This is a genomic window from Nostoc sp. 'Lobaria pulmonaria (5183) cyanobiont', from assembly GCF_002949795.1.
GTDB lineage: Bacteria > Cyanobacteriota > Cyanobacteriia > Cyanobacteriales > Nostocaceae > Nostoc.
Genome location: NZ_CP026692.1, coordinates 6,195,068 through 6,209,487, shown reverse-complemented (window position 1 = coordinate 6,209,487; position 14,420 = coordinate 6,195,068). Strand labels below are relative to the sequence as shown.

Genomic DNA, 14,420 nt, shown 5'->3' with positions numbered 1-14,420 from the left:
ATAAACTACTATATAAACATCAAGTTTAAGTAGATTTTGCCTTTAGATTAATAATATTGCATATATATTCTATAAAGACAAGTAGAATAGAAAAAATATTTCAAATTATGATTCGGCTTTATTCTCGATAAAATATTTTTTAGGTTGCATTAATAACTTAGATAATTTAGCAAAATTTATTTTATTTTGGCTTGCTTTGTTAGTTAGTATATGCAATACTACTTTTATAGTAAAATAGTCTTACAAAACTATTTTAAATTCAATTTTTCTTAGCCATTTTTATAGTTACTTCTCACAGTAAGGTTACAGGAGAAGTGGTAAAGTATGCAATTAATGGAAACGAAAGAGTCTCAAAATTATCTCGATCTAGCTAAGTCTTTAGCACAGGAATTTGCCCAAACTGCTGTCGAGCGGGATGCTAAAGGGGGAACGCCAAAGCACGAACGCGATCGCTTGCGCCAAAGTAACTTACTGAAACTGATCATACCCACAGAGTACGGTGGTTTAGGGCAAAGCTGGATTACCGTTCTGCAAATTAGCCGCGAGTTTGCTAAGGTTGATAGTTCCATTGCTCACGTCTTTTCTTACCACCATTTAGGCGTAGTAATTCCGCATATCTTTGGCTTGGCAGAGCAAAAACAGCGATATTACTCAGAAACTATTCACAATAATTGGTTTTGGTGCAATGCCCTCAACCCTTTAGATAAGAGAGCGACTCTGACACCGGAAAATGATTATTTTCGTCTGAACGGGATTAAAAGCTTTTGCTCTGGCTCTCAAGACTCGGATATATTGCCGATCGCTGCCATTGATCAAAAAACTGGTGAATTGAATATTTTGGTAATTCCTACCCAACGGCAAGGCGTTACTGTTCATCATGATTGGGATAATATCGGGCAACGCCAAACAGATAGTGGTAGTGTTACTTTTGAGAATGTGTTGGTGTACCCTGACGAAATTCTTGGTAGTAGAGACAAACCCAGTCAACCTTTCAACACTATTCGCGCCTGCTTAACTCAATTGAATCTTGCTAATATCTACTTGGGAATTGCCCAAGGAGCATTTGAGGCTGCTAAAACATATACCGCAACTAATACAAAACCTTGGTTGACATCAGGTGTAGAAAGTGCAACCCAAGATCCTTACATCCTTCAGCACTATGGCAAAATATGGGTTGAACTCCAAGCAGCTAAGAGCTTGACTGAGCAAGCAGGAGAATTATTACAAGCGGCTTGGGAAAAAGAATGGTCACTCACCGCCGAACAACGTGGGGAATGTGCGCTTTGCGTCGCTACTGCCAAAGTTGCAGCGACTAGAGTCGGTTTAGACATTACCAACCGTATTTTTGAAGTTATGGGCGCACGCGCTACTACGGCAAAGTACGGCTTTGATCGCTATTGGCGTAATCTCCGCACGTTTACTCTCCACGATCCGGTAGATTACAAAATTCAAGAGATCGGAAATTGGGCGTTAAACGATCAACTGCCAAAACCTAACTTTTATTCATAGTTATAGGGTTATTGGTGTAGATAATTGGTCTTTCAAGACGCGATAAATCGCGTCTCTACATTAGGGTTTTGAGCTTATCTAATAGGAATATCTTCTGCCAGCTTGGCGTAAGCATAGCTGTTTTTGCGTAGGCGTAGCCCGTCGTAGACATCGCGCTCAATGAAACTCAGCCAAATATGAGCGGCTTTTTAATAATTTTTCACTTCTTCGGCAGATGTTGCTTTTTGTTCCAACTCCTCTACCGTTTGTGCCACACTGATTTGAGGAATTAAAGCCAAACCTAAACTCAACAATAACGGCAATATTTTCAGGTTTACTATAGATTTTTAGCTTAAAATAACTAAGTCAATCTTCAAACCAAGCTTAATCTCAGTATTTAAGTTTGTAACCCGTAAAACTTACCATACAGAGTAAATCAGGCAAAAATATGGCTACGAAAATTCCTGTCACAGCGATCGCAGGCTTCTTAATTTGAAGTCTTCAGAAATCGAATCGCAACTTATAGCTTTATAAGTATACCCACATCCCCTACTCATTTTAAAAGTCGGGGATATATCTGCTGAAGTTAATTCAAAACAAAAAACAATAATAACTTCAAATTCCTAACTCCTCACTTTACACAAATATGACGATTTCTCAACTATTTAACGTTGCCAATCTTTTCGTATTACCATTTTGGGTGTTGATGATTTTATTGCCGAACTGGAAAGTTACACGGTGGATCATGTCATCATATCTACCCTTTGTGCTGTTAGCAGGAACATATTTATATTTGTTTATTAACAGCATTACCCCAGAAAATGCTCAAGCTTTATCGAATCCTCAATTAGCTGATATTGCAAGGTTTTTTGCAGATGAAACAGCTGCGGCAACAGGTTGGATTCATTTTTTAGTGATGGATTTATTCGTCGGTCGGTGGATTTATTGGGAAGGACAGAAAACAGGTATTTGGACAATTCACTCTCTGGCTCTATCTTTGTTTGCTGGGCCTTTGGGATTACTGTCTCACATCTTGACTGACTGGATTACTAAGACATTTTTTCCAAAGTTTCAGCAGAATGAAGGGGTGACGGTAGGAGAAAAAGCTGCCTCATAATTTGCCACAAAATAGGGTAACACAGCTGTGTTACCCTACTATTACCAATTACCTGATTTTAAAATCATTAAGCTTTGTCGTGTCTATAGTCGGCATCTAACCAACAGCGCGGTAGAACTTCACCTGAAGGAAAAACGAGATTTTCTTTTTTAAAAGTCTCAGGTGGCTGTTCTTCTTGACCTTCTTGGTCTTTTGCCTTAACAACATCAGTATTTGGGTCAAGTAATTCCTGAATTTCAAGAATTTTTACCAATTCGCCACTATCTTTGACTTGTAAAAGCATAGAAATTGCCTCAATGAGTTTGCGTGGAAGTTCAAAGCGAGTCTCAATATAAACTCGCTCAAATCTTAACCGATTTTGAACGCGGAGATTCCTTAATTATTAAAGGAAATTTTTATCATATATCAACACATAAATTATACGAGATTGATCTATGTGTATCTGTGGAGTTCATTTTTATAAAATAGACACAACAAACATATCCCTAATCCCAAAGCTAAAATCGAATCAGGTAATGCTGATTAATAAAATTGTCCAACTCAGATAATCTTGGTTTTAGCGATTAGAAATTACGTTGATATTTTTCCAAAATATCTACTAAAGTCACCTGGCATTGCAGGGGTAGTAAATCGATTAAAGGAACTTCACGTTTCCCGCCGCCAATTTTTATTGGAATCGATCCCAAGACTTGTAAAACTCGGTCTTCATTGACAGCGTTGGAAGTAATTAAGGGATACAGTTGCTCGGCAACAACTGTATGCAGTTTGGCATTAGATAAATAAAGATGCCATTTGGCAACGTCTATGTAGACATTTTCGCCAATTTCAGCTGCTAGGGCTTCTAGTAGTTCTGTGGTGTTAGTCTTAGCCATAAAAATAACCCTATTTTAAGAAAAAGTCCGAAATACAGGCTTTTTTACATTATTGCTCAATTAACAAGCCTAATCCTACTACCAGAGGTTACAATCGCCCCAGCATGAGTAATCCATCTTCAGGTGGATTTTGGTGGAGTTTCAGTGTAGTTAGCGATCGCACTAATATAAATCAGATGCACCAACAATATTCCTGTCCAGCTTAAAGTCACCAAAGGCAGCCACTCCCAGGTAGTGTCTTTCAAGATGTGGAAAAACCACAAGCCAGAATTAATCGTAGCAGCGATCGCTACATGGATGGCAAAATTCATCCGGTCATCGATCTTGCGGTAATCAGGGTCTTTGCGATCGGGTTTGCGAGGCCAACGAGGAGGCATAAATATTTGTTACAGATTTAAATACACCCTACTCATTCTAAGGTTTTTGGGGCAGTCGTTGCGATTAGACTTCTAGAAGCAGTCATAATTGAATTGCAAGTCAAGCACAGCTGGGTTAAATCCTATGACTATCTTTGGGCAAATAGACTCCGATCTGCTTTATCCCGATAGTGACGGCAAACCAATGGCAGAAAACACAGAACAGTATCGTTGGATTGTCTTAATTAAAGAGAATTTGGAGATTCTGTTTGCTAATAATGACAATATTTTAATTGTAGGCGATTTACTTTGGTATCCTGTGCGTTCCCAGCTGATTACACCGACTGCACCTGATGTGATGGTTATCTTTGGTAGACCAAAGGGCAAACGTCGTTCCTATCGTCAGTGGCAAGAAGACAATATTTCACCGCAAGTAGTCTTCGAGATTCTCTCCCCTAGTAACGATGCCAAGGAAATGGATCGGAAGTTAGAGTTTTACGATACTTATGGTGTTGAAGAATATTATTTGTACGACCCTGAAAGTTTTCAATTAGATGGCTGGTTGCGGCAAAACAACCATTTGAATAAGCTATGGCAAATGGATGGTTGGGTCAGTCCCCGTTTGGAAATTAGATTTGAGACTGGGCAAGGAGAGTTAGTAATTTACCGTTTAGATGGACAGAGATTTTTGAACTCTCTAGAACTCAATCAACGGGCAGAACGGGCTGAGTTATTATTAGAACAAGAACGTCAACGCGCAGAACAGTTGGCAGCATACTTACGTAATCTCGGCATTGATCCTGACAACCTGCCGTGACTGGGGAGATGAAGAAGGAAATAGGGTACAGGTTACAATGTACAGATTATTCCCTATCACCTGTCACCTAATATACCCAATAGCTTATTGCTCTGACGGCGAATAATCTCCTGATTTCCCGCCAGTCTTACTTATCAAACGAATTGATTCGATTTGAATCGACTTTTCTAAAGCTTTTGCCATATCGTATAAAGTCAAAGCAGCTACAGAAACGGCAGTTAAAGCTTCCATCTCTACACCAGTTTCAGCTTTTGTTTTAACTGTGGCTTGAATTTGATAACCCGGTAGTTGGGGATCGGGTATGATTTCGACTGCGATTTTTTGCAAAGGTAACGGATGACACAGAGGAATTAAATTGGCTGTTTGCTTGGCTGCCATAATTCCAGCCAATCTTGCAGTTGCCAACACATCACCTTTTGGGACATTTCCGGCTTGAATGGCAGCGAAAGTGGCTGGCAGCATTCGCACATTGGCAGCTGCTACTGCTTGGCGAATCGTGGGTGCTTTATCAGACACATCCACCATCTGCGCCTGTCCTTGGGGATCTAAATGGGTTAAGTTGGCAAAATTAGATGGAATATCTTGCGCCATTTGGTTAAAACGTGTTAATATAGATTGTCGGTGAGGGCGTGTAGCTCAGTGGACTAGAGCACGTGGCTACGGACCACGGTGTCGGGGGTTCGAATCCCTCCTCGCCCGTTTTAAAAAAGTTAAGAGTTGAAAGTTAGGAGTGATGAGTTAAATTTCATCGCTCCTAACTTTTAAGTTTTTCAAGGCGTAGGCATCTGGAGCTAGACCTAATGCAAAACGCAGTGAGTTGGATAAGTTTTTGCTCGAACAGGTGAGGAAGAGGATAAGTGCAAGAGAAGTAATCGCAGCACCGTAGCCAAACATATCGCGGTAGCCTACAAGTTCTGCAATAATACCCAGAAGAGGAGCAGCGATCGCAATTCCCAGGTCAAGTCCAGCTATGCACATAGCAAAAATTTTCCCCCGTTCTTGCGGCAGTGAACGGTCTGCCATCATGGTAATCATCATCGAAAACAGTGTACCACCACCAGCACCTTCAGCGATCGCAGCCAGTAAGAAAACGATCGCGCTGTCAGCTTGCCACAGCAGTATTAACGCCAAAACGTAGCAAAAAATACCAAAGGTAATAAACAAACCCCGCCCGAAGCGATCGCTTGCCTTACCAGCAAACACCCTGATACTAAAACTTGAAATTGCCGCAGCTGTAAAAAACAGTCCACCATTGAAGTCCACCTCAGTGGATTTGAGGTACAATGCCACAAAAGTATGTACAGCACCAAGGGACAAACCAACCAGCAACATAACTATAGTTGGAACTCTCACCCGTGGACTAGCCAAAATTTGCCAAAATTTGCGATCCTCTCCCTCTGTCTGCTCCTGCATTTGCACTGGCGGATTCGTAACTTGTAAAATCTCCAAGAGGGCGACAAAACCCAATTCAGCGGATAACAGAAATAATATCCCGTAACCACTTGTAGCTTCTAAATACCCACCCAAGGCAGGGCCAATTGCTAAACCAATGGGAGTTGCTAGGGTCATGTACCCAATGATTTCACCACGAGTCTCAGCAGGCGCTAAATCTGTAACTAAGGCACTGTAGCCAGTGGTAAAAGCAGCAATACTAATGCCGTGAAAAATCCGCACCAGGATCAACAGCCCAATAGATCGGGTTGCCAAGTAACCAAAAGGTGCGATCGCAGCTACTATCGTACCAATCAATAAGACAATTTTGCGACCACGTTCATCGGCTAATCTTCCCAGCATTGGGCGAAATAGCAATAAGCCAATGGCAAAACTACCCATGACAAGACCAATTTCTTGCTTGCTTGCGCCTACATCATTGATGTAAAGCGGTAGAGTTGGTAAGAGCGAAGATAGGCTCGACCAGAATAATAAACCTGCTGTAAATAAAATTAGCAGGTTGCGCCGCAGTTGGGCGTCAAAGGTATTAAATGCTTTCAAGGTAGATGCAATTTAATTGGTTTTTTTATTTGTCCTTTGTCTAGAGTCAAGCAATATTTACTCTTAATTATTGACTAATGACCAATGACTACTATTGTTACGTTACTTAACATTTTTTGCTACCACCTCTCGCACGCGATAGATAGGCCGTCCTTGGGATTCGTGGTATGTACGCATGAGCAATTCTGCTAAAAGTCCAAAGCAAAACAACTGCACTCCTGTTAGTAGCAGGAGGACTGCTAAAATCAGCAAAGGGCGATTGCCAATCATTTCACCTAAAGCCAATTTGACAAAAGTCAAGTAAATTCCGATCGCAGTCCCCGAAAACATTGAAATCAAGCCCAACAGCCCAAAAACGTGCATCGGACGGGTGAGGAATTTTTTCATAAACAGAATCGTTAACAAATCCATCAATACCCGGAATGTCCGCCAAATTCCATATTTACTACGACCAAAGCGGCGGGCGTGATGACGTACAGGTATTTCAGTAATTCTAGCTCCTTCGATGTACGCCAAAGCAGGTAAAAATCTGTGTAATTCACCGTAGAGATTCATATCTGCTAGCAGTTCTGCACGATAGGCTTTCAGCGAACAACCATAGTCATGAATATTCACGCTAGTGGTGCGGCGAATTAGCCAATTGGCAATTTTGGAAGGAAGTAACCGATTTACGGCCCCATCTTGGCGTTTTTGCCGCCAACCACTCACCAAATCGTAACCCTCATCCAGCTTTGCTAATAACATGGGGATATCAGCCGGATCATTCTGGAGATCGGCATCTAAAGTGACGATCGCTTTACCGACTGCATAATAAAATCCAGCAGCCATCGCCGCAGTTTGTCCGTAGTTGCGACGCAAAATCACTGCCTTTAAATCAGTGCGGATTTGCGCCTGTTCTTTGAGAAAATCCCCAGAACCATCCGTAGAACCATCATCTACACAAATGATTTCATAATTTACCTGACTAGAAGATAGAGTAGAGGCGATCGCTTCTAGTAAAAGTGGCAAACTCTCTACCTCGTCATGTATTGGTACTACCACTGAAACATCTGGAACAATTGCAGAAATCGCCCCATTTTCCCTAATCACCCCTTGATCAACTAACCCACTCCTCATAAGTCTCAGCGCCCTCAGCGTCTCTGTGGTTCGTAACTCTTAAAAACTCTACCAGCACCTCGCAGCTGCTGATAGTACGACTGACTAACTGCATCTCCCTGTTCCGAGAGAATATCAATTCCGATCCCATTCCGTCCCTGCTCTTTCCCGGAACTATGGATATAATAACCATCCGCCAAATAAAGCCCGACATGGGTGGCTTTTTGGCTAGTTCCAAAAAATACCAGATCCCCGGCTACTAATTCTGCAATCGTAATTGGTTGAGTGAATCCTTCCTGTTGATAGGCATCTCTAGGTAGCCAAATACCCACCGAAGCAAACGCCGCCTGCATTAACCCAGAACAATCATAATTTGGCCCAACCGTACCACCCCAAAGATAATAATTTGATTGTTGCATCGCTTTTTGGGTAAAGGCGATAATCTCTGCTAGGAGTTTTTTAATCTCCGATTCAGAAAATGTTGCAGCCTGATAAGGTACAGTAGCAGATTGTAATGAATCAAATTCTGAAAGGTATACCCATCCTGGATAGTTATCTTCACATAAATACACCTCAACCGCCGAATTTTGATGATTTGATGTTACCCACAAATGTCTCCCAGATGCAGCTTGAGTTGCTAAACGCGTACATTCAGGAGAATCATATAAATTCAAGTCAGCTAAACACTGATACTCCCCTGATTGTGGATTTTGGATTTTGGATTTTAGATTAAAGGACATTATCAGAGAATGATTTTTTTTAATAAAGACGAACAACTCGAAAATCTTGGGTTAGGCATTTTAGATGCAACTTGGGCAGCATTTGAGACCTTAGCACGTAACCAAATTGCCTTGACTTGGGTTGTTTACGATCCACCAGTGCGAGTAAATACTGGTGGGGCGCTGACTCCCAACGCTTTTTGGGATCACCCAGTTCGTGGTTTCACTTATCGCGGTGTTGAGCGGATTTATCCTGCCAGTGTAGTCAAGCTATTTTACCTGGTGGCGGTAAACGAATGGCTAGAAAAAGGCATGACTCAAACCTCCAAGGAGTTGGAGCGAGCTTTGCGGGATATGATTGTCGATTCTGGTAATGATGCTACCAGCTTGGTTGTGGATATTCTGAGTGGCACCACCTCAGGGCCACAATTACCAACCGGGCCCTTTGAAACCTGGAAATATCAGCGTAATATTGTTAACCGCTATTACCAATCCTTGGGTTGGGAAGAAATGGAGACGATTAACGTCTGTCAAAAAACTTGGAGTGATGGCGCTTATGGACGAGAACGGGCATTTGTGGGAGAGTTACTGGAAAATCGCAATATGTTGACAACAAATGCGATCGCTAGGTTACTGCATAGTATTGTCGGTGGAGTGGCGGTTTCAAGTGCGCGATCGCAAGCAATGATGGCTTTGCTCAAACGGACTCTTAACGATTTGCCCACTGACAGAGACGAAGATCAAGTAACAGGTTTCTTAGGCGGTGGACTCCCTGAAAATGCTCGAATTTGGTCAAAGGCAGGTTGGACAAGTCAAGTTCACCATGATGCCGCGTATATTGAGTTACCAGATAAGCGCCCTTACCTCTTAGTGGTATTTACTGAAGGGAAAGCCCAGGCTAAGAGTCGGGATATTTTACCCTTTGTTTCTAAACTAGTTGCCGAAGCGATCGCTAGTCTATGATCTACTCCGATCGGATCGCAAGAATACCTATTTCTTCCTTAGAGGTAAGAGAAAGGGTTATAGGGTGGCCCTCATCCCCTACCCCCTTCTCCCAACTTGGGAGAAGAGGAACTGGAGAATTTGCTCCCCTCTCCCAAAATTGGGAGAGGGGCTGGGGGTGAGGGCAAAACTTATACAGTCTGACACCAATGACAGCTGTGCTACCCTACTATTTCAACTTAAATTCGTCAAACTTTAATACTTCCGAATCAGGCTTGCGAGTATCAAAGCGATAACTACTTATCGTACCTGTCCCCGTATCAAAGATACTGAAAACCGTAATATCATTACTCGCAATATAAGGCATTGGCTTCCCATCTTCACCGAGCAAGGGGGCAATTGTTGGCATTATTGGTTCTAACCCATTGGGATCGCCAAGCTTAACATAATCTTCTTGATATCCAATTGGTACTTCTCGCTTTCTGTCACCCCAAGCAGCGCCATAAGTATTACCCACATTAGATGTTTCTAGAAAGTGCATTCCACTGGAACTAATAAAGCGGTTCCACAAATGGGAATGTCCATAGAATACCAATTGCACATTAGCTGCTTCAAGTATTGGCACAACATCGCGGATAATATAATCTGCGTCTTTGGGGTACTCATAACGCACTGCTTTGATATTATTACCATCACGTTCAATTATTTGAACTGGTTCTGTATAAGCAGGAACTATGTTATCACCCAGAGTGTGGGGCGGATGATGAAACATCACAACTTTGTATTTTGCTTGTTGAAACTCAGGGCTGTTAAGTTCTGTCTCTAGCCAATTATATTGCTTGCTGCCTTTAGCAATTGGCTCATAAATAACTTGTCCATAGCCCCAATTTTCAGAATTATTTAAATCCTTTTCTGCTTCTAGATATCTACCCTTATGCTTTCTGGTTAAACTGGGAGTCCGCCACATATTCGTAGCGTACAGTACCACCAAACGCACATCACCGAAACTGACTGCATAATACCTTTTTCCACCCTCTTGACTTTTTGGTAAAGAAAAAATCTCTTCGTAGGTATTAGTATTAAAAGAATTATCGATTAAAGATTTATCTGGGTAGATTTTTTGAGCAACGACACGGGGAATTGTATCATCAAATTCATCATTTAAACTTCTCGTCCTAGTAAAACGCCCCATCACCTCATGATTGCCAATGCAAGTAAACATCGGTGCATGTTGAATTATTTGTCCACCAGTGTAGGTTGTCTTAACACCATCGTGCGTCATTTCATATTTAGCACGACCTTGTAAACCCGGAAACAAGGCACCACCAATATTATCATCAAACCATTCTGAGGCGCGATCGCTAACATTGACCAAATCACCGGCAAACCATACACCATCAACTCGTCCAACTGTTTCTACCACCTTTTGCAGATTTGCTGCTGTCATCGGCTTTAATTGATGATCTGAGGTAAGTAGAATTTTCAATGGTGTATCTGATTTGGGAGTAGCTGCAAGGCTAAAAACATCACTGTCAACACTCTCGCCGTCTTGTTGCACACTCGTGACACGATAATTTACCCGCACACCAGGAGTTAACCCAGTTACCTCAGCCTCATGTCGCCAAACGTCTCGCTGTACGGGTTTTTGATAAACTTGTCCGTCTTCGGTTTGGTTTGCAACTCTTGAGTGTTGGTCTTCACGTGTGCGACTGAGTTTATTAGTACTTGCCTTAGCAGTTTGTTTGAGATTTTCTCCGTAAGTTACTGTATGATTGACACCAGCAAATTCAGTAAACCAAACGACTCGTACTGAAGTTTCAGTTGGTAATTGCAAAAATGGGTCGGTGAGCAGTTGGGGTACTGATGTCATAATTATTTGCCCAAATGAACGCACACCTATCAGAGTAAAGCATATAACAAGCACGAGTATAGCTACTGAGGAAATTTTACGGCTGCGTAAGCGTCTGACCATGAGTCAAATACCAAATTTTTTAGGGTATTCACTGACTGAACGCATTTTATCTTAACTAGGACTTACGCAACTAGCACAGCGCGATCGCCTCTGCAAAGCACGCAACCGCGCTAACAATTCCGCCATACCAAAGGGCTTCACCAGATAATCATCAGCACCTGCATCCAATCCAGCAACTTTATCTTCCATCCTATCTTTGGCTGTTAACATCAAAACTGGTAGAGGATTACGCCGTGTTCGTAGGCGACTACACAGTTGTAACCCAAACAATCCTGGCAACATCCAATCGATAATAGCTAGGGTGTACTGCCTCCACTGATTTTCTAGATAATCCCATGCCTCATCACCATCTAAAACCCAGTCAACTATATACTTTTCTAGATTCAAGGTACGCTTAATTGCCCAACCCAAATCTGGCTCATCTTCGACTAGCAGGACTCTCATATAATTTATCCGCCAACAATTAATTAGTATCTCCTAGATTGATATATTGAGAACCACCTTTACCTCCTCAAGGTTTAAAAATCTATCAACTGATTGCTGTAATTCTTCAATAGATTCAATCCTTTCAATACCTCGAATTAATTTTTCGCGATCGCGGTTTTGTTGAGCTAGTCTTAAATCAGCCTAGTCCTAAATCATTTGCGAAAATTATATATATATTAGGACTTACGCATTGACACAAAATACATATAGGACTCCTGTCTGATTTCCGAACAAGATTTCAAATGAAACCCTGAGAAAACGGGCTTTTCAGTCTCAGTATATTTTCAAAAATCAAATCCGAGTCCTATAGTATGTAAGGCTTTAAAAACCACATCTGTCGTAGGGGCACAGCATTGCTGTGCCCCTACAGCGCGGGTTTACTGATCATCAAAGAACAATTAATAAAGGCTGAAACGACCTATTTTCGTGAAACATACTATGATTAATTTGTACAGTGCGTAAGTCCTATATATTTATTTATTTCTCCTTTCTTCCCTTTGCGTCCTTCTCTAACGAGACGCTGCGCGTTGGCGGAAACCTCTGGCAGAGAGAGAAGGCGGTTTGTTTATATTAGTTGCTCGCATATCCACGCAAAGACTTAGGTTTACTGGTTGTACCAAGCTTTTCGCCACTGTTGCATTTGTTTAATTTCTATCTCTTGGGCTTTGACAATTTCTTGGGCTAATTTCTTGATTTCAGGACGCTTAGACTTACTTAAGGCATCTTGCCCCATTGTTACAGCCCCTTCGTGGTGAGGAATCATCGCATTGATAAAGCGCAGATCAAATTCAGCATCGGCTGCACCTAAATCCTGACTCATCATTATGCCTTTCATCTGGTCAGACGACATCTCCATCGTATGACCCATTTGGCTGTCGTAAGCCATTGGTTTATTTCCCGCCTTGGGATACCAAGCTTGTCGCCACTGCTTCATCTGAGTGATTTCTTGGTTTTGCGATTTGATGATATTGTCTGCTAGTTTTTTGATTTCAGGACGTTTTGATTTCTGCTGCGCAACATTCGCCATTTCCACAGCCCCTTGATGGTGCGGTATCATCGCGTCGATAAATCGTAAATCAAAATTAGCATCGGCTGGGCCTAAATCCATTCCCATACTGTGATTCATCATGCCACCACTGTGATTCATCATCTGCTTGTCATTAGCATTGGTGGCGGTTTCCTTTGGCGTTTGGCTTTGGTTCTGGGAAGCAGTACTAGTACAGCCTGTAATTAACCCACCGCTTGAAGCGATCGCAGTAAAAGTTAACGCCAAAAAACCATTCCTTAAAAATAGCAGTTGCATAAATCTTACCTAATAGTTTTCTAATTCTAACGATTTGACAATCTAATGAAATTAAAGTGTTGTTAATGAACTTTGGTGAAAGTAATTTATTTAGAATTCTGACTTTTTACTTAAAAATAACACAGCTGTAAAAGTTATCTCATAACATTTAACCTTTATTCTTCTGTAATTTGCATTCCCCAATGCAAATCTACCAAAGGCGATAATGCCTAATAGCACGATAACAGAAGCATGAAAGCGTGAATACAAAACTCCTCATTTCCCCTCAAGAAGTCACGTCACTGTTAACAAAAAAATCATCAAAAACTGTCATTATTGATACGCGAAGTCAAGAAGATTATGCTATTTCTCATATTTCTGAATCCATAAATATTAGAGATTTTTTCACCTATCTTTTAGAGAATTCCTCCCCAGCAGGATTAAAGGAATTGCAAGAGTATTTTGCAGAAATTATGAGCAGGGTAGGAATATCTGGTACAGAACAGTTAATTGTTTATGAAGATGCTTTAAATAAAGGTTATGGTCAATCTTGTCGAGCAGCTTTCTTACTGAAATATTTGGGTTGCGCTCAGGTATCTATTTTACACGGAGGATATAGAGCATGGCTCAAAGCGGGATTACCTACTACCGATGAAGTACTGAAGGGTGAAAGTAGTATATTTAGATTGCATCCCAACGCTGACATAATGGTGACTACCACCGAGATGTTGCAAGCAATTGACAATCCAGCAATTATTAAATTAGATGTGCGCGATCGCAACGAATGGCTTGGGTTGAGTTCTTCTCCTTACCATCCTGATTTTTGTCCTCGCAAAGGTAGAATCCCTAATGCAGTATGGTTAGAATGGCATCATCTAATGAATTCTGAATCGGAAATTTCCACGTTCCGATCGCCAGATGAAATCCGAGAAATTTGTCAGTCAGTAGGTATTACTTCCGAGTCGATTGTGTATATTTACTGCTTTAAGGGTTCAAGGGCTGCGAATACATTAATAGCCCTTGAAGAGGCGGGAATTTCTGCTAGAAATTATTTTGGCTCTTGGAATGAATGGTCTCGTGATTTTGCACTACCAATTGATAGCAGAATCCTGCAATGAGCGTATAAAGCAATACGCTTGGGTTAAGAAGAATAGTAGACATACAGCCGATCCGCGAGCTAGCCGCGCAAGCCCTCTGTATCCCCCGATAAACCTGTTTCGGTACAACACAAAACTCTGATGTCTACTTCCAAGCTAGAGAAACTGTCAATCCTTACTCTCTA

At 41.5% G+C, this 14,420-nt stretch carries 14 protein-coding genes, 1 tRNA gene and 1 pseudogene; 6 read left to right on the top strand and 10 right to left on the bottom strand.

Annotated elements, in window-relative coordinates; translation table 11 throughout:
- The first annotated feature begins 333 nt into the window (after positions 1–333).
- Positions 334–1,509, top strand: a complete 1,176-nt coding sequence (locus NLP_RS27520) for an acyl-CoA dehydrogenase family protein (RefSeq protein ID WP_234017088.1) — start codon at positions 334–336, stop codon at positions 1,507–1,509.
- 625 nt (positions 1,510–2,134) lie between these two features.
- A complete protein-coding gene (locus tag NLP_RS27515; protein ID WP_104909103.1) occupies positions 2,135–2,605 on the top strand; it encodes an ABA4-like family protein in 471 nt (156 codons plus the stop codon).
- Between the two features lie 67 nt (positions 2,606–2,672).
- Here NLP_RS27515 and NLP_RS27510 read toward each other — a convergent pair whose 3' ends face one another.
- The 3 genes from NLP_RS27510 to NLP_RS27500 all read right to left on the bottom strand — a co-directional run bounded on the left by NLP_RS27510 (position 2,673) and on the right by NLP_RS27500 (position 3,854).
- Complete coding sequence (locus NLP_RS27510; protein WP_104909102.1) at positions 2,673–2,888, bottom strand: acetyltransferase; 216 nt, start codon at positions 2,886–2,888, stop codon at positions 2,673–2,675.
- A 280-nt stretch (positions 2,889–3,168) separates the two neighbouring features.
- A complete protein-coding gene (locus NLP_RS27505) occupies positions 3,169–3,477 on the bottom strand; it encodes a DUF3181 family protein (protein WP_104909101.1) in 309 nt (102 codons plus the stop codon).
- Positions 3,478–3,596: 119 nt separating this feature from the next.
- The gene (locus NLP_RS27500) at positions 3,597–3,854 is read right to left on the bottom strand and encodes a hypothetical protein (protein WP_104909100.1); all 258 of its coding nucleotides are present in this window, start codon (positions 3,852–3,854) and stop codon (positions 3,597–3,599) included.
- A gap of 124 nt (positions 3,855–3,978) precedes the next feature.
- Between NLP_RS27500 and NLP_RS27495 the strand changes: the two genes are divergently transcribed.
- On the top strand, positions 3,979–4,650 hold the full coding sequence (locus NLP_RS27495; RefSeq protein WP_104909099.1) for a Uma2 family endonuclease: 672 nt from the start codon (positions 3,979–3,981) through the stop codon (positions 4,648–4,650).
- Between the two features lie 84 nt (positions 4,651–4,734).
- Here the strand turns inward: NLP_RS27495 and moaC are convergent, their stop codons facing one another.
- Positions 4,735–5,241 (bottom strand): cyclic pyranopterin monophosphate synthase MoaC, encoded by a 507-nt coding sequence (gene moaC, locus NLP_RS27490; protein ID WP_104909098.1) that lies wholly within the window; start codon positions 5,239–5,241, stop codon positions 4,735–4,737.
- Positions 5,242–5,275: 34 nt separating this feature from the next.
- Here moaC and NLP_RS27485 point away from each other — a divergent pair.
- A tRNA-Arg gene (locus NLP_RS27485) sits at positions 5,276–5,349 on the top strand.
- Positions 5,350–5,388: 39 nt separating this feature from the next.
- On the opposite strand, the gene NLP_RS27480 is transcribed toward NLP_RS27485, so the two are convergent.
- The 3 genes from NLP_RS27480 to NLP_RS27470 form a co-directional block, all read right to left on the bottom strand.
- A complete protein-coding gene (locus NLP_RS27480; RefSeq protein WP_104909097.1) occupies positions 5,389–6,642 on the bottom strand; it encodes an MFS transporter in 1,254 nt (417 codons plus the stop codon).
- Positions 6,643–6,744: 102 nt separating this feature from the next.
- Entirely contained in the window at positions 6,745–7,758 is a 1,014-nt protein-coding gene (locus NLP_RS27475; protein ID WP_104909096.1) for a glycosyltransferase family 2 protein, read from the bottom strand.
- A gap of 14 nt (positions 7,759–7,772) precedes the next feature.
- A complete protein-coding gene (locus NLP_RS27470; RefSeq protein WP_104909095.1) occupies positions 7,773–8,477 on the bottom strand; it encodes a C40 family peptidase in 705 nt (234 codons plus the stop codon).
- 9 nt (positions 8,478–8,486) lie between these two features.
- Between NLP_RS27470 and NLP_RS27465 the strand changes: the two genes are divergently transcribed.
- A complete protein-coding gene (locus tag NLP_RS27465) occupies positions 8,487–9,419 on the top strand; it encodes a serine hydrolase (RefSeq protein ID WP_104909094.1) in 933 nt (310 codons plus the stop codon).
- A gap of 208 nt (positions 9,420–9,627) precedes the next feature.
- On the opposite strand, the gene NLP_RS27460 is transcribed toward NLP_RS27465, so the two are convergent.
- The 3 genes and pseudogenes from NLP_RS27460 to NLP_RS27450 form a co-directional block, all read right to left on the bottom strand.
- Positions 9,628–11,268: a purple acid phosphatase family protein gene (locus tag NLP_RS27460; RefSeq protein ID WP_234017087.1), complete on the bottom strand. Its 1,641-nt coding sequence runs from the start codon at positions 11,266–11,268 to the stop codon at positions 9,628–9,630.
- A gap of 183 nt (positions 11,269–11,451) precedes the next feature.
- Positions 11,452–11,814: pseudogene (locus NLP_RS27455) on the bottom strand (response regulator transcription factor); the annotation flags it as partial.
- Between the two features lie 646 nt (positions 11,815–12,460).
- A complete protein-coding gene (locus NLP_RS27450) occupies positions 12,461–13,159 on the bottom strand; it encodes a DUF305 domain-containing protein (protein WP_104909092.1) in 699 nt (232 codons plus the stop codon).
- 239 nt (positions 13,160–13,398) lie between these two features.
- On the opposite strand from NLP_RS27450, the gene NLP_RS27445 reads away from it, so the two are divergent.
- Positions 13,399–14,256: a sulfurtransferase gene (locus NLP_RS27445; RefSeq protein ID WP_104909091.1), complete on the top strand. Its 858-nt coding sequence runs from the start codon at positions 13,399–13,401 to the stop codon at positions 14,254–14,256.
- Positions 14,257–14,420: the final 164 nt, after the last annotated feature.